Source organism: Sphingobacterium deserti (assembly GCF_000757725.1).
Taxonomy (GTDB): domain Bacteria; phylum Bacteroidota; class Bacteroidia; order Sphingobacteriales; family Sphingobacteriaceae; genus Sphingobacterium; species Sphingobacterium deserti.
The window spans coordinates 18,509-38,823 of the sequence record NZ_JJMU01000031.1; the positions used below are offsets into that span (position 1 = coordinate 18,509).

A 20,315-nucleotide genomic window follows, 5' to 3' on the forward strand; every position below is an offset into this window, starting at 1 on the left:
TTTGATGATAAATTTAAAATATCGAAATTTAACATGTATATTGTCGAGCTAAAGGTAGATTCTATTCATCCCTGTAAGGCAGAAGGACTATCTTTCTCTGCTCGAACGCATAGGACTCGCTAGCATATTTTGGCGGGCGATGTCTTGAAGGAATCTAATCCTGAAGCTTTGTGTATTTATGGGTGCATCCAAGATGGTATAAGGAGGATCCGTAAGACGTTGTATGTTAATGATTTAGTGATGTACTATGCGAGCATCTTGTGCATGCATTAGCAGCGAGAATAATAAGACATGGCATAGCGAAATGGATGCTGCGATTTGCTTATTTAGAAAGATTAAAAATAGTGTAGAAATTTGCCTTCGATAGCATATTTTTTTTTTAAGTTTGCGTAGGCGATAAGTTAAAAAACTAGTGAAATTAAAACCAGTAGATAGTATATCAGGAGTTACTCCGAAGGATTTTGTTAGGGATTATCTTAGCAAAGGTCAGCCTGTCATCATCAAAGATTTTATTAGCAAGGATAGTGCGTGTTGGCAAAAGTGGAGTTACGACTATTTCAAGGAAATAGCTGGTAGCGAGCAAGTAGATATATATGGACGCGAAGAAGAATCTCAAAACCATGCCGCCAGTCCGCCGATCGGTCGCATGAGCTTTGGCGAGTATCTCGATAAAATAAGCGCAGAACCTACCGAACTTCGCCTGTTTCTTTTTAATCTCCTTAAAATTCGGCCGGAGTTAAAGAAGGATGTAATTTTCAATGACGTAACTGGCGGGAAGGTGTTGCAATGGCTGCCCTACATGTTTTTTGGCGGTGAAGGTTCTGCCACCCGTAATCATTTTGATATTGACATGTCCCATGTTTTTATCTCGCAGTTTCAAGGTACGAAGAGAATATGGGTTTTCCCTAATGACCAGTCTGACTTGATGTATAAATTACCGTATAACTTCCATAGCATCGCTAACTTGAAAACCAGTGATCCGGAAAAATATCCTGGCCTTAAGCTGTTGGATGGTTACGAAGCACTCATCCACCCTGGGGATACCCTGTACATGCCTGCGGGCTGGTGGCATTATATACAGTACGAGACAGAAGGCTATTCCATCTCCGTGCGTGCGCTGGCCAATTCGTTGAGTGAGAAAATAAAGGGTGCCAGAAATTTGTTTATCACCCGACATTTTGATGATACCATGCGTAAGCTTTTTAAGCAAAAGTGGTTGGATTATAAGATCGATGTTGCGCAAAAAAGAGCACAGCGCGGGATCCGTAGAAGAAGTTCATAAAAAAAGGAATCAGTGACGATTCCTTTTTTTATCTGGTGTTTTTTTATGCGCATGGCGTATTGCGAATAGCTTGGCTTACGTTAGCAACCCTTCACTATCATCCATCTATCTATCCCATTGATGCAACAAATTCCTCGATAGCAGCCGGGGGATTCGTAGTTTTCATAAAATTTTCGCCAATTAGAAAGCCATTAAAGCCAGCAGATTTTAGCGCGGTAATGGTTTTCGGGTCAGATATGCCGCTTTCAGAAACTTTAATGTAGTTATCAGGGATTTTATCGACCAAATCATAAGAATGCTGTAGATCAACGCTAAAATCCTTCAGATTTCTGTTGTTCACGCCGATGGCGTCGACGCTATCGATGAGATTTTGCTGAAGTTCCTCCAAGTTGTGCACTTCCAATAATACATTCAACCCAAGCGATTTAGCATACGCAGCAAAATCCTGAACTTCTTGCGGACTTAAACAAGCCGCTATCAGTAGAATGATATCTGCACCGTAAGCCTTTGCTTCCGTGATTTGATAGGCATCTACCACAAATTCTTTTCGTAAAAGCGGGATAGACAACGTTTGTCGTGCGACAAGCAAGTCGTTGAGGCTCCCGTGAAAAAAATCAGCATCGGTCAATACAGAAACGGCGGATACGCCAGCCTGTTGATATCCGAGTACGACTTCTTCCACACCCACATTACCGTTGATCAATCCTTTGGATGGAGAGGCTCGTTTAAATTCTGCGATGATTCCATTCGTTCCATGCTCTTGAATAGATTCTTTTAAGGAATAACAGGTGCGTGAATACAACGGGTAAGCCTGTAATTCTTCGGTAGTCACCTTCGCCTTCGCCTCGGCAACTTCAATCTTCTTTCTTTTAACTATTGTGTCAAGAATCGTCATTTTTTCCATTATGTAATAAAAATACAAAAATCAAGGGCTTTCTAAAATAATCGAATAGTGCAGCCATGTCGTATATGGCACACAAATCCCTTGCTATTTTTTCAACCAATTATCGATCAGTTTTTTCCCATTTGTAGTCAAGATAGATTCCGGATGGAACTGCATCCCACGGACATCATGTTGCGTATGCGCCAGAGCCATTATCACCCCATCACTATCCACCGCGGTTACTTTTAGGCATGCCGGTAAAGATTCCTTTTCTACCGCCCACGAATGATATCTGCCGATTAGGGAATCTTTAGGAAAGTCCTGAAACAGCTTTTCTTCTTCGTCCGTGATGATGATGCCTGTAGCCACCCCGTGTAGAGGTTTGGGCATATTGTATAGCGCGCCCCCGTATACCTCCGCGATAGCTTGCTGGCCCAGACAGATGCCTAAAATACTTTTCGATGATCCATACCGGCGTATAACATCCAGTAATAAACCTGCTTCCTCTGGTATTCCAGGGCCCGGTGAAAGGAGAATTTTGTCGTAGTTGGCTACTTCCTCCAGCGTAAACTTATCATTCCTTAAGACGGTATAGCTCTGCTTCAGCTCTTGCAGCAAATGCACTAAGTTGTACGTGAATGAGTCGTAATTATCAATTACCAATATTTTATCGTTGCTCATGGCAGTATGTTATACTTTATAGGTTATCGCGATTGGTGTAAAGATGCGGTGATCATGCTATTAAGCGCATGTATGCTGTCATTCTCCGGTATAAACTCGGGGCTCTCATCTGCTTCGACATTTTGCAGCGCCTTATGCCCCGCAACATATTGTTTGCGTAGCTCCAACAACTCTTGGATACGGTTATCAATAGTATCGATCGAATGCTCAAAATGATTGATGCTTTCGCAATAGGCTAATGGTCTAATCATAATGTTTCTGCAATTTCAAGTGCACGGCGAAGGGCCGCAATTTTGTTATTTACTTCCTGAAGTTCTTTTTCCGGATCCGAGTCAAGTACGATGCCCGCACCCGCTTGGTAATGCAACGTATTTTCTTTGCTCAGGAACGAACGGATCATAATAGCATGGTTAAAATCACCATTGAAGCCCATGTAGCCTAATGCGCCCGAGTAAAAGGAACGCTGTAGTCCTTCGTAGCGGTCGATAAGCGTAAGTGCCATATGCTTTGGTGCGCCAGATAATGTTCCTGCAGGATAGGTGTCGCCCACAACATCAAATGGGTTTGCCTCCGGATTAAGCTTTCCGGAAACCTTTGAAACCAAGTGGATGATATGCGAGTAGTATTGTGCTTCCTTATAAGATTTCACCTGCACATTGGTGCAGTGTCTGCTCAGGTCATTACGAGCAAGATCAACCAGCATAACATGTTCGGCAGACTCTTTCGGGTCGTTCTTCAATTCTTCCGCTATCTTTTCATCCTTTTCCATATCGCCGGTACGCTTGAATGTACCCGCAATAGGATAGATCGTTGCTTCTTTTTTCTTGATGGTGAGCTGTGCTTCCGGAGACGACCCAAAGAGTTTGAAATCGCCGTAGTCAAAGTAAAACAAGTAGGGTGATGGGTTCACAGAACGCAAGGCTCGGTAAACGTTAAATTCATCACCTAAAAATGGTGTCGCAAAGGCGCGTGATGGTACGATTTGAAATACATCTCCCCGTTGGATATGTTGTTTCATTTTTTCTACCAGCTGCTTGAAATCTTCGTCTGCCATATTGGAAGTTTCCTCGCCTACGCGCGAAAACTGATACTCCGGAAAGTTCTTGTTTTGTATAAGGTATTCCATCCGGTCGAGTTCGGAAGATTCGCCTTCAAGCAGATTTTCGAAGATGTATAGTTGGTTCCGGAAATGATCTATCGCGATGACATAGCGATACACATGGTATTGCATGTATGGGATGTTGCGACTCGCGGCGGCTTCCCTTGTTAACGTGATATCTTCAAAATGGGCAACAGCATCGAAGGTGAAATAACCAAATAATCCTGAAGAGATAACATTTACATCCGGTAGGTCGGACTGCGTGAATTGTTTTCGAAAGTTAGATACCTCTTCACGAAGTTTAATAGCCGATGCGGGTTGATAGATCGGTTCCTTTTTCGGATAGGCAATACGCAATTGCTCATCGGTCAGTACGATTCCTGCTATAGGGTCACAGCAGATGTAGCTGACGTTATTGTCGCGGCTGTGGTATTCCGAGCTTTCCAGCAAAAGGCTATTCGGGAAAATATCCCGCATGCGCAAATAGATACTGACAGGTGTTGTGGTATCTGCAAGTATCTTTCTATGGTTGGTATTTAATTGATATTCCATATGAGCGATCAAAAATAAATGTTTTATAGATAAAAAATTAGGTATGGCACTTCATGAATCCTCCGAAACAAAAAAAGCCCGACATTTTACGCGTCGGGCTGATCTTCACAATAGTTTTGGTTGATTATGAATATTTTATACCATACCAAATTATGTCCCGACGCTATCTGCTTCGAGCCACCACCAATTAGTATGTAATTTTATAGTCTTCATTTGTATAGCGCAAATTTATCATTATTTTTTGTTTATCAAATTTTTTTTAACAAAAAAACAATAAACGCCGCTAAATATTAGTCATTCAACAAATCCGGCCGGCGTTCCTTGGTGCGTATGAGCTGTTGCTCGTCTCGCCAGGCTGCAATTTTGCCCTCATGTCCACTTAATAAGATATCCGGCACCTTATGTCCTCGCCAATCGGCGGGCCTTGTGTAAAGGGGCGCATCTAAAAGACCATCCTGGAAGGAATCAGAGAGTGCGGAAGTTTCATCAGACAGTACTCCCGGAATTAATCGTGCTATTGCGTCGACCACTATAGCTGCAGGCAATTCTCCTCCAGACAATACATAATCTCCGACAGAAATCTCCTTAGTGACATAAATATCGCGGATCCGTTGGTCTATACCTTTATAGTGTCCACACAAGATCATAATATTTTGGACTGTCGATAGCTCATTAGCCAGCTGTTGGTTTAGTGTAACGCCATCAGGTGTCATGTAGATGATGTCGTCATATTCACGTTCGCTCTGTAATTTCTCTATGCAAGCGGCGAAAGGCTCAATTTGCATCACCATGCCCGAGCCGCCGCCATAGGGGTAGTCGTCCACAGACTTATGTTTGTTGTTCGCGTATTCCCGCAAATTGTGCACATGGATCTCCAAAAGATCTTTCTTTTGTGCCCGTTGTAAAATAGAGTGGGCAAACGGACTTTCCAATAGCCCTGGTAATACGGTAATAATGTCGAAGCGCATGCTGCAAAGATAAGAAGTTAATCAATGTTTCAGATACTACCTGCGTTTAATAAACATCCGGTAGAAATTATGTAAGGGGAGAGCACTGCATTATTTGATCATTGTCAATCTGTTGTTTAGCTTATATTTTTCTCGCTTTATCAAAAATTGATCATTAAAATTTCAAAATGATATCCTTTATTTTACCAGCATTGTGGTTGAATGTTACTTTTCACTGCTTATTGAATTGTAACATTTTAAAAACATTAAATTAACATTGGAACGACGGCATGCGTTATTTGTTTTATCATATTTTGTTAATTCAGAATATTATTCTGTTTTTAAAACCTATCCTTAACGATTTGTTATCAAACAAATTTGTAATTTTTACAAATAAGCAACGGTGTTCTTGGCGTTTTTGTTGAATTAAGTATTTTCTATTCAAAAACTTGCAATAACAACTTTATGCATCTATATTTGCCCTCCGCTTTCTTAACATGTTTTAACATTTATTATGGAAGCGTTACAAAAGCCTAATAGCATAGGCGACGCTTGATAAGCAAAATAATTAAACAACAAATTTATATGAAACAAAAATTACTCAGTTTTATTTTTGTGTGGACGAGCTTAATTGGCTTCACATTCGCACAAAATCGTCAAGTGAGTGGTCGGGTAACGTCCTCAACGGATGGAGCAACTCTTGGAGGGGTTTCCGTAGCCGTAGTGGGCACGTCCAATGCCACGCAAACCGATGGAAACGGTAGCTATTCGTTGACCGTATCTTCCAACGCGGTACTTACTTTTACCTATGTAGGTTACCAATCACAACGTGTAACTGTTGGAAATCAATCCGTCGTTAACGTACAACTTGTAAGTGATCAGGAAATGTTAGAAGAAGTTGTTGTACAGGTTCCTTACGGTACGGTGAAGAAGACAGCTTTTACTGGATCGGAATCTACTATCACATCGAAAACATTCGAAAAGCAACAGGTTGCTTCATTTACGAAAGCTTTAGAAGGAACAGTATCTGGTATTCAAGCCAACAGTGGTGGCGGTGCACCTGGTACAAGCGCGGATATCCGTATTCGTGGTATCGGTTCTGTTAACGCAAGTTCTTCTCCTTTGTATGTAATTGATGGTGTGCCTTACTCGGGTTCGAATGTGGCTATATCTACGGATGATATCGAGAGTACTACTGTATTGAAAGATGCGGCTGCAACAGCACTTTACGGATCACGTGCGGCGAACGGTGTTATCATGATCACGACAAAAAAAGGTCGTTCTAGCGAGCCTCGGTTAAATTTCACAGCTCGATTAGGCTTTTTAAACCGCGCTATTCCGGAGTATGACCGCGTAAGCATACCTGATTATTATGAAGGAATGTGGCATGCAACAAGAAATAGATTAGCTGGTGGTAACCCCGCTAATATCACAGATGCGATTAACCAAAATGCATCAAACCAGTTGATTACTGGTCTGCGCTACAACGTTACTAATGCTGCTAACAATCAGGTTGTTTTACCAAACGGTCAATTCAACCCAGATGTAGAGATTTTATATGCTGACGACTGGCAGGATGTTTTGTTCCGCACGCCGTTCAGACAAGATTACAACTTAAACTACTCTGGCGGATCTAATAAATCCACAAGCTATGTCTCTTTCGGATACCTTAATGAGCCAGGTTATGTTAAGTTTTCAGGTTATGAGCGTTTTAATGCACGCGTGAACGTAGATACGAAAATCAAAGACTGGTTATCATCCGGTATTAATCTAGATGGTGCTTTGGCTTATCAAGACAACGTTTCTTCCAGCGGTGGAACGGCAACAACAAATCCTTTCTATTACACACGTATGATGGGACCTATTTATCCGGTTTGGCAACGTGATGGAGAAGGTGCATTCACCGTTGATCCGTTGACTGGTGGTCGTGTGCTGGATTGGGGTGTAAACTCGCAGATGGGTGCTAGACCTTACGCTGGTAACTCCAACCTATTGGGTTCATTAGACCTGGATGAGCGTTCCGGAAAAATCGGTAACGTCAACTTTAACACCTATTTAGAAGCGAAGTTCCTTAAAGACTTCACATTCCGCACAACTTTAGGTGGTAACTATTACAACAGATATACCACAACATTCCAAAACCCTGAATTCGGGGATGCGCAAAATGTTCGTGGACGTTCAACAAAAATTCAAAACAGACAGTTGTCATTCACGTTCAACCAAGTATTGTCATGGGATAAAACCTTCAACGAGGTGCATAACATCAATGCATTGGTGGGTCATGAAAACTACCGTTTAGAGCGTAATTTCTTATCGGCTACACGATCAGGCTTTCCATTTCCAGGAAACTCGGAGTTAGCGCCGGGTGCTACGCTAGAGGATGCCACATCATACGCAAACTTCCACCGCATTGAAGGTTACTTTAGCCGTGTAAACTATAGCTACGAAGATAAGTATTTGTTATCAGGTAGTTTCCGTCGTGACGGTACTTCACGTTTCTTCCCAGGAAGAGATGGACAGGGTGGCAATCAATGGGGTAACTTCTATTCCGTAGGTGCAGGATGGCGCATCAGCCAAGAGAACTTCTTGAAAGATGTAAGTTGGGTAAATGAGTTGAAATTGCGTGCAAGTTACGGTGAGCAAGGTAACGAGGGTGTTGTACAAGCGCGTGGAACAGACGAAACCGATCAAGAAGATCCAACAAATACAAACATCGATAACTTCTACGGGTGGCAGAGTTTGTATGGCTATGGCTGGAACAACGTAAATATGCCAGGTGCAATCATTGGTTCATTGCCAAACGAAGGCCTTAGCTGGGAGAAAAACAAAGCGGTTAACGTTGGTTTAGACTTTACATTGTTCGATAGAAAGATCGATGGTACCATCGAATGGTATAACCGTGAATCGACTAACTTGTTATTCCAGGTTCCACTTCCAATGTCTACAGGTATTACTTCTATTTGGAGAAACGTAGGAACAATGTATAACCGTGGTATCGATGTACAGATTGGTTACAATGCCATTCGTAACACAGATTTTGACTGGAGAATAGATCTTAATTTCAGTCACTACAAAAATAGAATCACGAAGTTGCCAGCAGAAAGCCGTGAAAACGGTATCATTAGCGGTACGAAGAAGTTGATGGAAGGTGAAGATTTGTATCAATTCTGGTTGAGAGATTACGCCGGCGTAGATGCAAATAACGGAGATGCGCTTTGGTACAGAGACGAATTGGATCAACAAGGTAATGTTACTGGCCGTACAACGACAAATAACGTGAATCAAGCGACTTACTACTACCACGGTTCTGCTATTCCTGACCTTGTAGGTGGTATGACAAACTCGTTCCGTTACAAACAATTCGATCTTTCCGTATTGTTGACTTACCAAATCGGTGGTAAATTTTATGATGGAAATTACGCGTCCTTGATGCATGCAGGAAACTATGGTACACACTGGCATACAGATATCTTGAATGCTTGGAAACAGCCTGGTGACCAAACTGACGTTCCACGTTTGCAAAACAACATCCCAGGTGCGGGTGCTCCAAATGCAGCGTCATCTCGTTTCTTATTTGATGCATCTTACATGAATGTGAAAAACATCACGTTAGGATACAATTTCGATAAGACATGGATCTCAAGAGCAGGTTTATCAGGATTACGTGTATTTGCGAACGTAGACAATGCGGTGATTTTTACAAGCAGAAGAGGTATGGATCCACAACGCGCGTTTACAGGAACGGCAGATTATACTTACCCAACTATGCGTAACTTCACTTTTGGTGTAACGATAGGTTTATAATAGACAATAACATGAATAGAATATATAAACAATTAGCTGTAGCTGCGTTAGCCTTTACGGTGCTAGCTACGGGTTGTAGCAAAGATTATCTAGAAACAAATCCTACTGACGAAGTAAGTGCGGATTTAGTTTTCACGACTACTGATGGAGCGATGGTTGCACTGAACGGTACCATCCGTACTATGTACAGCTCCTTAACAAACCATAGTAACTTCGGACAAAAATCATATGATCTGACATCAGATATGATGGGCGAAGACATGATTTTGCATACGCAAGGATATAACTATTACACCGGCGAATATAATTATGCAGCATTTAGTAATGCGAATCCAAGCCAAAGGCCTGACCGTACTTGGTTTTACTACTACCGCATTATTAACAATGCAAACAGAATTATCGCACAAGTGCCAAATGCTACTGGTTCTCAGGAAGAGAAAGATCTTATCACAGGTCAAGCCTTAGCTTTGCGTGCACACTCCTACTTTTATTTAGTTAACTTCTTTTCTAAGTATGGTGATCAAAATCCAGGGGTGCCACTTTACACGGAGCCTACAACAGAAGGAAATCCACGCGGTACAGTGAAGGAAGTGTACGATCAAATTTTTGCTGATCTTACACAAGCGGAAACTTTGTTAGAAGGAAAGTCTCGTGCCCATCTGTCGCACGTCGATCTTGCTACTGCACAAGGGATTTATGCCCGTGTAGCTTTGCAACATGGAGACTACGCTAAAGCTATTGAAATGGCTGATAAAGCTATTGCAAATAGTGGCGCTACTTTGTTCACAACTTCCGAGTATACCGCGTCTGGTTTCAACACCTTAAGCGCTTCAGAATGGCTATGGGGTGGCGAAGTGAATGTAGAACAAGCAACGATCTTCGCATCTTTCTATTCTCACATGGATAACAGACCGGCTACAGGCGGTTATGCAGCATTAGGTGGACAAAAGAAGATCACGAAATCGCTGTATGATAAAATCCCTGCGGGTGATGTGAGAAAGACGCTTTTCCAAGCAGAGCAAAATGAAGATATTCCTATCTATTCGCAGCTGAAATTTCAGTTGAGACAATCAGGAAACTGGGCATCGGATTATTTATTTATGCGTTTAGCAGAGCTTTATCTTGTGAAAGCGGAATCTGAAGCTCGCGTAGGTCAAGCTGCAGCAGCTGTTCAAACCTTGACTAGCTTGGTAAGCACACGCTATCCGGCATACACTGCAGCGGGATTAGCAGGCGATGCATTACTGAATGAAATCTTATTGCAACGGAAGATCGAATTGTGGGGCGAAGGTTTCAGTATTTTAGATATCAAGCGCCTTGGTAAAGGTTTGAACCGTCCTACAGGTGATGGTAACCATGGTGGTGGAAATCTAAACGGCGATGGCGGAAGCAATTTCTCGCCAGGCTTCACAACGTTGCCTGCCACATCAAACAAATGGTTGTTTGCCATTCCACAGGATGAGTTAAATGCAAACAAGGCGTTGACTATCGCTGATCAAAATCCGTCAAACTAGTCAGTAAATAATTAATATAAGTTTCTCGAAAAGGGGTTGATGCCATGTGGTATCAGCCCCTTTTTGTTTGTTGCTTGAGCAACTGCATGCCTCTACCAGCACCTTTTCGCTATCTGGCGGTAGGGCCGCTCCATACTTTTCAGAGTTTACTAACTGCACTTTTTGAGTGGTACTCTTTGGCGTCTCCTTGACTCGATTTCAACGATATATGTGGTAATAGGTCACAAATTGGATAGCTAATGTTAGCCTAGGCGTGGCTTTCTTTAATTTCACTCTTTATTGAAATTCAATATTTTATGATTTCCGACTGGTTTACGAGTTTTTATTTCAACTAATACACCTTTATTGATATTAGTTATCAATGGAATATGTTTTTGCAACTTTTTTGTTAAATGTTTTGTAAGTAAGCATTAAATGATCTACATTAGCACCGTTGTTGTTATTTAACATTATTTAACACAATAAAATAAGACCAACTAATTTTGAATTTTTTAACTAACAATCTACATATGAAACAAAAATTACTCAGTTTTATTTTTGTGCTGACGTGCCTGATAGGTGTGTCCTTTGCGCAAAATCGGCAAGTGAGTGGTAAAGTCACTTCCGCAACAGATGGTTCGCCCATTAGTGGTGTTTCCGTTGCAGTCGTGGGAACCTCAGTTGCTACGCAGACGGATGAGTTGGGTAACTATTCGATAGCGGTTAGCACATCTACTTCAGCACTGTTGGTATCTTACATTGGCTATAATAGCCAGCGGATAATCGTAGGAACTCAAAATGAAATTAATGTTCAGCTGATGAGTAACGAGGAAGCGTTACAAGAGGTGGTAGTTACGGCTTACGGAACCCAAACAAAAGAGTCTATAGCCGGGTCTATATCAACGTTAAAATCAGAGGATTTACAGCAAGTTCAGACAGCAAATGTTGTGCAATCCCTTGCAGGTAAAGTTGGTGGTGTACAAATCCGCTCTACTACTGGGCAACCGGGGGCGGCAGCTACAGTGCGCTTTAGAGGACTAGGATCTATATCATCTTCGAATGATCCTTTATATGTAGTAGATGGTGTTCCTTACAACGGTGATATTGCTGCTATTTCGTCTCAAGATATCGAAGAAATGTCCTTCCTGAAAGATGCTGCTGCTAACGCCTTATATGGAAGTAGGGGGGCAAATGGTGTCATCATTATTACGACAAAAAAAGGACGAAATAATAACCGTGTTGATATTTCTGTTGAATCTCGGGCAGGTATAAACTCAAGAGCTACGAAAGATTACGACTATATAGCAGATCCTTCTGAGTACTACGAGTTAAGATGGCAACGACTTCGTTTGGGAGAACTCTCTAATGGTGCTGCGGATGTTGATGCAAGGACAACTGCTTCAAACACCTTATTCAATGATTTAAGGTATAACATTTTTGACGTAGCAAATAATCAAATTGTAGATCCAACAACAGGAAAAATCAATCCTGGTGCTACGAGGCTATACCATGACAATTGGAACGATTATCTTTTCGAAAATAGTGTCAGACATGAGCACTCTTTGAATATGAGATATGGTAACGATAAGATATCATCATATCTCTCAGGTAGCTACTTAAAAGACAATGGATACGTGGTTAACTCAGGTTTTGACAGAATTGCGGCTCGTGCAAACTTAGAGTTTAGGCCGTATGACTTTGCAAAAATTGGCGGAAACGTCAACTTTGCTAGTACTAAGGCTCGGGATCCACAATCAGGTAAAGGTTCCGGGACATATTCCAATTTGTTTTCTTGGACTAGGAGTATAGCACCTATTTACCCAGTATTTGCGAGAGGACAAAATGGCGAGATACTTAGAAATACTGAAGGACGGGAATTGTATGACTGGGGCCGCGGTGAGACTATAAATCCAGATGGTTCTGTCGCAACAAGACCTTACATTACAAATATGAATCCATATGCTTCTACTTTGCTGGATGTACAAACAAATAATAATTCAAATATTAGCTTCCGAACATATGCATCATTCGATTTCCTAAAACATTTCAACTTCACCTATAATTTAGGGTATGACTTTATTGCAGGTAACAGACTTCGGTATGGCAATAGCGAAGGCGGAGATGATTCGCAATATGGCGGAATGATCACTAATGCTCTGACGCACGAAAGCACATTGACAAATCAGCAATTGCTAACTTATGATAACAAGTTTGGAGAACATAACATTAACCTCTTGATTGGGCATGAAACATCTGACTATCTTAACAAGATGATTGCCGGTACAAAGAGTGTTATTGTAATACCAAATGAGAATTTCCTATCTAATGCAAGTAAATTTAGCTCGTTAAATGGCTATAATGACATTTACAAAGTTGAAGGTTATCTATCTAAACTTACTTACAGCTACAGCAATCGTTATTACTTAAACGCTTCTTTTAGAAGAGATGGCTCTTCTGTATTCCACCCCGATCACCGTTGGGGAAATTTCTACGGCCTAGGAGGCGCTTGGATAGCCTCAAATGAAGATTTCTTGAAATCTATGGATGCGATTTCAAATTTAAAATTGAAGGTTAGTTACGGCGAGCAAGGTAATGATAATCTCTTTTATCCAACGTATGTCACTATGGATCACCGTAGCCATTTTGGATTCGCAAGAAACTATTATCCTTATATGGATCAGTTTGAAATTACAGCGGATGCTGATGGTAATCCTTCTATAAAGCAAGTGTATCACGGAACAGAAGATTTGAAATGGGAAGTCTCGCGGAATTTCAATACTGGTTTCGAACTAGGTTTATTCGATAATAGACTGAATGTCGATTTCGAATTCTTCATACGTAAAGTATCAGATATGTTATTCAACTTTCCGCAAGCTCCATCTTCTGGGATACCAGCGGTTTCTCGTAACATAGGTGATATGCAAAATAAAGGGGTCGAGTTGTCCATTGATGGTGATGTTGTTCGTACAGATAATTGGAACCTGAATCTTTGGGCAAACGCGACACATTACAAAAACCGGATCACAAGATTGCCTCAGCCTTTTGTAAATGCGGGAATTTTCCGTTTTGCAGAAGGTGAAAGCGCATATACTTATTACTTGCGTGAATTTGCTACTGTTGACCGTAATACTGGGTTAGGTAGTTGGTACGTAGGAGATACGGATCCTATAACAGGCAAATCTACCGGCGAGAAAACCACTACAGATACACATTCTGCTGCAACTCAGTTTTTAAGTGATAAAACAGCGCATCCAGATCTCTACGGTGGCTTTGGATTGAACCTGAGATATAAGAAGCTATCTTTCAATGCCGGTTTTGCTTATCAAATTGGTGGTTATGTATATGATAATGTATATCAAGGTTTCTTTATCGAAGACACAGGTATGGGCAATAGTGGCGCTAATTTCCACAAGGATGCTTATCAAACTTGGTCTCCCGAGAATCCTGATGCTTCCTTGCCAATAATGGCCAATCAAGGATTAAACCAATATAATACATCTGATTTATTTCTAGTTTCTGCCAACTATCTTAGTTTAGAGAATTTTGGATTGAGCTACGACTTTTCAGGACAAACTTTTGACAGAATAGGAATAAAGAATGCAAGAGTAAGTGTTTTGGGAAATAATCTTTTTATGATATCCAAGCGGCAGGGATTAGATCCAAGAATGATGCAACTCGGTGGAGATATTAACAATGGCTTGTCGCTTAATAGTTATTCATTATTGCGTAGTATTTCTTTAGGCTTGTCTATTAATTTTTAAAAGAATGAAAAAAGTAAACAAATTTATAGGTATTGTCGCAGCGGGACTATTGTTTTCTGCCTGTAGCAAAGAATATTTAAATATCGACCCCCAGTCTACCATAAATTCTGAACAGTTAGGCTCTTCGTCTGCAGCGACTTTGGGAACGCTCAAAGGGGTATATGCTACACTAAGATCCGCGCTAACTACAGGTTATGCTGGTCACGAAGACTATGGTCATAAGGGCGTGCTCTCGGTAATTGATTTAATGGGGAATGATGTCATTATGAATAACTTAAACTGGGGCGGATTCAATTATAACTATACTGGGCGTGTGTCTACTAACGCAAGAGCTCATTATCCATGGTTTACCTATTACACCCAAATAAAAAACGTCAATACCATTATTAACAATGTGGATGAAAACACAGATGATGTCGAATTGAAGGGTATCCGTGGACAGGCATTGGCTCTAAGAGGCTATTTTCACTTTATGTTGGCTAGAATATACGGGCCAACATATGTTGGCAATGAATCCGACTTGAGTGTGCCTATTAACGCAGCAACGCTTTCGTCCAAAAGAAATACTGTCGCGGAGGTCTACGCGCAGATAGAGAGTGATCTTACAAACGCGGTGGAAGCATTGGAAGGATATTCTCGTCCTAGTAAAGAATTGCTGGATAAAAGCGTAGCTCAAGCTTTTTTAGCTGATGTTTATTTGGAAATGGGAAAATACAGCGAGGCGGCGGTAACAGCAAACGCTGCTAGACAAGGGTATACCTTGTTGACTGAAGCGGGGTGGAAAAACGGTTTTTATGACATCAATCAAGACGAGACGATGTGGGGGGCAGATTTAAATGCGGAATTGACGACATTTGTGGCAAATTTCTTTTCACATTTCGATAATACAAATACTGGGTACTCTGAAGGTGGAAATATCGCTATCGATCGTCGTCTTTATGATGCTATGTCTGAAACCGATTACCGAAAAGCGATGTTTCAAGGAGGCACTAGCGGTGCCTTTGAAGGGGTCTCGTATGGTCCATACATAAGTTACAAATTTCGTGATTTGACTACTGACCGAGTTTCTGGTGATTATATTTATCTCCGGTCAGCAGCGCTTTACTACATCGAAGCAGAGGCTTTGGCACGTTCAGGAAATGAACAGGCAGCAAAAGATGTTCTTTATGAAATTACAAGTGCTCGTGATCCACAATATGTGAAATCTGCAGCGGCAGGTCAAGCTCTTTTGACAGAAATTTTAACACAAAAGAGGATTGAGCTTTGGGGAGAAGGTTTTGCTTGGTTTGATCTTAAGCGCTTGAGTCAACCCGTTGAACGTGATTATGCAGGTACAAACCATCCTACTTATGGCCGTTTTAATATCCCAGTAGGTGATAATAGATTTTTATTTATGATCCCGCAGGCAGAGCTTGATGCTAATCCTGATATACTACCCAACAATCCGCAATAGTATATTTTCGCCTTAAGAGCGATTTTTATTAAATCACCTTTAAGGCCTTATAAAGATCAAACGTTTCGAGCAATGTACCCCCGACACAGGAAAAGTTTTGGGGGTACATCGTTTAATACACCTGTTAATTTTAACATATTGAAAAATATTCAACATTATTGGTCGTTTGATTTTTATATATCACTTCTATTACAATTCATTAATCCTTTTTACACAATACTCCTTGCAGGGATTTTTATCAATTACTGATATCACGGAATATTATTTGAGTAATTGTGGTTTGGTGAAAAAATGCAATACACATTCGAATGCAGATGATACATATTGAAATTGCAATAGGAAATTAAAAATAGTTAAAAATGCAGATTGATAAGCATAAATATGTCTAGATAAAATGGCACGCTGTGAAGCCATTACGAAATTTGGTGAATCTAGAAATAATCACGGCTTTTACAGATCAAATACCAGTTCTCTCAGAAATTGCACAAAAGCAAATATCCTATTACAAATCCCCGACCTCATCACTTATTTTTTTATGCAACTATAAATTCAATCTTTTTGAAAAAAATATGGTCACGAACAGTACCAACGCTTGTTTTCAAAATATTTTGAGTGATAAATCCAAATAATTTTTCAAAAAAATAGGTCATTTTTTGTTTTTTATTTTGATGTTGTTGTTTTTGCATTTATATTAGCAACGGTAACTGTTAAAAGATGTTAACAATTGCTCATACTAACTAGAATTAACGTGTGTGCTTCTTCAAGTGGAAGTATTTATTAACTAAACAACAAACAACGATGAAACAAAATTTACTAACTCAAATCTTTGCATTTCTGCATTAGGGTACATACTTGGTTTTCAAGTCCGATTTCTAATTTTTAAAAATAGTTTTTGCTGCTTCACAAGGGATTGTATCTCTATGCGCTAAACACTATTGCAATAACACATACATCCTTTAAATGGGGCGGAGATTTCTTTTGCCTTATTGAAGCGAGATTGTTATGCCTGATCGGTTGTGCCTACCAAATCGAATAACTAACGCATCCCATCTCGGGAATTAATTAACTAAACAACAATAAACACATGAAACAAAAATTACTCAGTATTCTTTTTGTGCTGACCTGCCTAGTCGGGGTTTCGTTTGCACAAAATCGGCAAGTGAGTGGTCGGGTAACCTCAGCCGTAACAGGTGAGACGCTAGCAGGCGTTACCGTTCGCGAAGGTGGAACCAACCGCGCTACACAAACGGATGGCGACGGCCGTTATAGCCTGTCGGTTAACGCATCTACTTCCGAGCTTGTGTTCACTTTGATCGGCTATGCCGAAAGCACCCAAGCTATCGGTGGACGCACATCCATTAATGTAGCTTTGGGCGAGGCCTCTAGCGATTTGGACGAGGTTATTGTCGTAGCTTACGGAACGGTAAAGAAATCTGACTTCACCGGTTCTGCAACACAGATCGGTGCTAAGGAGCTCGATAAACGCCCGTTGTCCAATCCATTGGGCGCGCTTCAAGGTGCTGGTCCAGGTATCCAGACAGCTACACCGGGCGGAGCACCTGGCTCATCACCGACCATCCGTATTCGTGGGGTAGGTTCTTATTCTGCTGGTAATGATCCGTTATTTGTTGTGGATGGCGTACCATTTGATGGAGGAATGTCCAATATCAATCCAGATGATGTAGAGACAATTACCGTACTAAAAGATGCGGCTACGATTGCTATGTATGGTTCGCGTGGTGCAAACGGTGTAGTGATGGTGACTACAAAACGCGGTAAAGAAGGAAAAAGCACCTTTGACGCAAAAGTTCAAAAAGGGATCAACCAAAATGCAGTGCCTAACTATAATACAGTATCCGCAGGTGAGTACTACGAATTGATGTGGCAAGCGTATACAAACAGTTTAGCTTATCGTGCAACAGCTCCAATTCCATTGGATATTGCTCGTCAGATTGGTTCAGGTCTGCTTACGAGAAATGCGGCGGGCCAACAGGTATATAACGGTCAAACATTTCAGGATATCGTACAGTACTTAGGGGGTTATAACTCATACAATGTTGCGAACAATGAATTGATTGACGCGACCGGAAAATTAAACCCAAATGCACAGATTAAGTACAAAGATCTACGCTCCTGGGAAGATGAGGCCACCCGTAACGGTAAGCGTGATGAGTATAGCGTAAACTATTCAACAGGAATTAAAAATACGGATGTATATGCATCAATGAACTATTTGAGTGAGGATGGTTGGGGCTTACGCTCTTCAATGGATCGTTTTCAAGGCCGTTTAAACGTAAATAGCAAAATCACCGACTGGTTAAAGACAGGTATCAATATATCTGGCGCAAGTAATAAATACAACTATGCATATACTGGATCAGGTTCTATTAATAATCCTTTCGGATTTTCGAGAGGTATTGCCCCAATCTATCCGGTTTATGTACATGATCCGGTAACGGGCGAAATTATCAGAGATATTAACGGCAACAAACGTTACGACTATGGAAACTTGGTGTCAGAGTTTGGCCTGTCCCGTCCATACAACAGTGGTCGCCATGCGATAGCAGAAACGCTAATGAATACCAGCAAAGCGGATCGTGATTTTGTATCTGCTAGAGCCTATATTGATATCAATATCTTACCTTGGTTAACATTCTCGACGACCTTCAATCCTGACATTCAAAGTTTACGAGAAGAAGGCTATGAGAATACTGAGGTAGGAGATGGTGCGCCAGCCGGTCGCTACAGCCAAAATTGGTACCGGCAGGAAAGCTATACGTTCAACCAAATCTTGCGTGCAAATAACTCCTTTGGTAAGCATAATCTAGAGTCGTTATTAGGACATGAGTATTACAAATTCAAGGTGGAAACGATTGATGGTATGCGTACCGGACAGGGTTTTGACGGCTTATATGTGTTTTCCAATTTTGCAGATATCAGCTCGCTCACTTCTGGCTTAGGAGAAGAGGCTATTGAAAGTTATTTCGGACGTGCAAACTACAACTATGATAGCCGCTATTATTTAAGTGCAATGGTCCGTTACGATGGGAACTCAAGGTTTCCTGCGCATTTGAGATGGGAAGAATTTTGGTCGGTGGGTGCTGCATGGCGTTTGGATCAGGAGCCATTCTTTAAGAACGACTTTACTGACTTGTTTAAACTACGCGCTTCATACGGTAGACTCGGAAACTCAAGTTTGTTAACCAGTACAGGTGCTCAGAACCGTTATCCATACCAGCCAGGCTATAGCATTGGCTATAATAACGGGTCGGCATCGGGCGCTGCGTTTACTTCGCTAGGTTCAAACGAAATAACATGGGAATCGCAGAAGCCTCTGGATATTGGGGTAGACTTCTCCTTTATAAATGGAAGAATCAGTGGTACATTTGAGTATTACAATAGAGTTTCAGATGGTTTGTTGTTTGATGTTCTTCAGCCTTACCACAATGGCAGTACAACTACAAATTCTTTTTCTATTCCTAGAAATGTAGGAGCGATGACGAATAAAGGTATCGAGCTCTCCTTAACAGGTAATATTATCCGTAAGCAAGACTTCAATTGGAACCTGACATTAAATGTAACGACAATCAAAAACAAAATTACAAGGATGCCAGTAGAAACACCTGAAATTGTAGACGTGCCTTACAAGTACGCCGAAGGTAGATCGATGTATGACTTTTTTACCAGAACGTACTATGGCGTAGACCCGGAAACCGGTCGTGCAATGTATTTAGGATTAGCGGATGGTGTAGAATACAATCCAACTAATGCAGATCACAAATTGATAGATAGAGGCAATGGCGTAGTGGATACGGTAACGTTCAACCATAACTCGGCTAAGCAAGACTGGATTAATAAATCGGCTTTGCCACCGGTGTATGGAAGTATCGTAAATAGTTTTTCCTACAAAGGATTTGATTTCGGATTTGTCGTAACGTACAGCTTAGGAGGCTACTTTTACAATGGTCAATATGCGAGCTTAATGAGCGCTGGTCCGGCAAATGCTGCTAACCTGCACAAAGATTTGTTTGGTGCATGGAAAAACCCGGGCGATCAAACTGATATTCCATTGATGGACTTAAACAGAGTATCACAGCATGGTGCCACGTCCACACGTTTCTTGGAAAAAGCTTCTTCGCTGAATCTATCTGCGATCACAACAAGCTACACCCTCCCAAGAAGCTTGACGAACCAAATTGGCGTGCAACGCGCGCGCGTATTTGCCAGTGCAGAAAATCTATTCTTCTTGTCGGCAAGGAAAGGCTTTAATCCAATTGGTGGTATCTCCAGCGCAACAGGCGCATCGGGTTACAACCATGCAAGAACAATTAACTTTGGTATTAACTTCGGATTTTAAAAC

The 20,315-nt window shown here is 41.2% G+C and carries 12 protein-coding genes; 6 read left to right on the plus strand and 6 right to left on the minus strand.

The genetic code is table 11. The features are described 5' to 3' along the window. The first annotated feature begins 412 nt into the window (after window positions 1–412). A complete protein-coding gene (locus tag DI53_RS10355) occupies window positions 413–1,282 on the plus strand; it encodes a cupin-like domain-containing protein (protein WP_037498741.1) in 870 nt (289 codons plus the stop codon). A gap of 109 nt (window positions 1,283–1,391) precedes the next feature. Here DI53_RS10355 and trpC read toward each other — a convergent pair whose 3' ends face one another. From trpC to trmD, 5 genes are all read right to left on the minus strand, one after another. Further along, the gene (trpC, locus tag DI53_RS10360) at window positions 1,392–2,177 is read right to left on the minus strand and encodes an indole-3-glycerol phosphate synthase TrpC (protein ID WP_037498774.1); all 786 of its coding nucleotides are present in this window, start codon (window positions 2,175–2,177) and stop codon (window positions 1,392–1,394) included. Window positions 2,178–2,270: 93 nt separating this feature from the next. After that, entirely contained in the window at window positions 2,271–2,846 is a 576-nt protein-coding gene (locus tag DI53_RS10365; RefSeq protein WP_037498743.1) for an anthranilate synthase component II, read from the minus strand. 23 nt (window positions 2,847–2,869) lie between these two features. Then, window positions 2,870–3,097, minus strand: coding sequence for a hypothetical protein (locus tag DI53_RS19595; RefSeq protein WP_052072331.1), 228 nt, complete (start codon window positions 3,095–3,097; stop codon window positions 2,870–2,872). Then, window positions 3,094–4,497, minus strand: coding sequence for an anthranilate synthase component I family protein (locus tag DI53_RS10375; protein ID WP_037498746.1), 1,404 nt, complete (start codon window positions 4,495–4,497; stop codon window positions 3,094–3,096). Before DI53_RS10375 ends, DI53_RS19595 begins: the two co-directional genes overlap by 4 nt. Window positions 4,498–4,787: 290 nt before the next feature. Further along, a complete protein-coding gene (trmD, locus tag DI53_RS10380) occupies window positions 4,788–5,465 on the minus strand; it encodes a tRNA (guanosine(37)-N1)-methyltransferase TrmD (protein WP_037498748.1) in 678 nt (225 codons plus the stop codon). Between the two features lie 564 nt (window positions 5,466–6,029). Between trmD and DI53_RS10385 the strand changes: the two genes are divergently transcribed. The 4 genes from DI53_RS10385 (at window position 6,030) to DI53_RS10400 (ending at window position 15,955) form a co-directional block, all read left to right on the plus strand. After that, window positions 6,030–9,248 carry a SusC/RagA family TonB-linked outer membrane protein gene (locus DI53_RS10385; protein ID WP_037498750.1) on the plus strand — a complete coding sequence of 1,073 codons (3,219 nt, stop codon included), beginning with the start codon at window positions 6,030–6,032 and terminating at the stop codon, window positions 9,246–9,248. An 11-nt stretch (window positions 9,249–9,259) separates the two neighbouring features. Continuing rightward, the gene (locus DI53_RS10390; RefSeq protein ID WP_037498752.1) at window positions 9,260–10,762 is read left to right on the plus strand and encodes a RagB/SusD family nutrient uptake outer membrane protein; all 1,503 of its coding nucleotides are present in this window, start codon (window positions 9,260–9,262) and stop codon (window positions 10,760–10,762) included. A 584-nt stretch (window positions 10,763–11,346) separates the two neighbouring features. After that, window positions 11,347–14,502 carry a SusC/RagA family TonB-linked outer membrane protein gene (locus DI53_RS10395; protein WP_071790481.1) on the plus strand — a complete coding sequence of 1,052 codons (3,156 nt, stop codon included), beginning with the start codon at window positions 11,347–11,349 and terminating at the stop codon, window positions 14,500–14,502. Window positions 14,503–14,506: 4 nt separating this feature from the next. Beyond that, window positions 14,507–15,955, plus strand: coding sequence for a RagB/SusD family nutrient uptake outer membrane protein (locus DI53_RS10400; protein WP_037498756.1), 1,449 nt, complete (start codon window positions 14,507–14,509; stop codon window positions 15,953–15,955). A 533-nt stretch (window positions 15,956–16,488) separates the two neighbouring features. Here the strand turns inward: DI53_RS10400 and DI53_RS20330 are convergent. Beyond that, the gene (locus DI53_RS20330) at window positions 16,489–16,641 is read right to left on the minus strand and encodes a hypothetical protein (RefSeq protein ID WP_157836769.1); all 153 of its coding nucleotides are present in this window, start codon (window positions 16,639–16,641) and stop codon (window positions 16,489–16,491) included. Window positions 16,642–17,039: 398 nt separating this feature from the next. Here DI53_RS20330 and DI53_RS10405 point away from each other — a divergent pair, with 398 nt between their 5' ends. Next, on the plus strand, window positions 17,040–20,312 hold the full coding sequence (locus DI53_RS10405; protein WP_037498758.1) for a SusC/RagA family TonB-linked outer membrane protein: 3,273 nt from the start codon (window positions 17,040–17,042) through the stop codon (window positions 20,310–20,312). Window positions 20,313–20,315 lie beyond the last annotated feature (3 nt).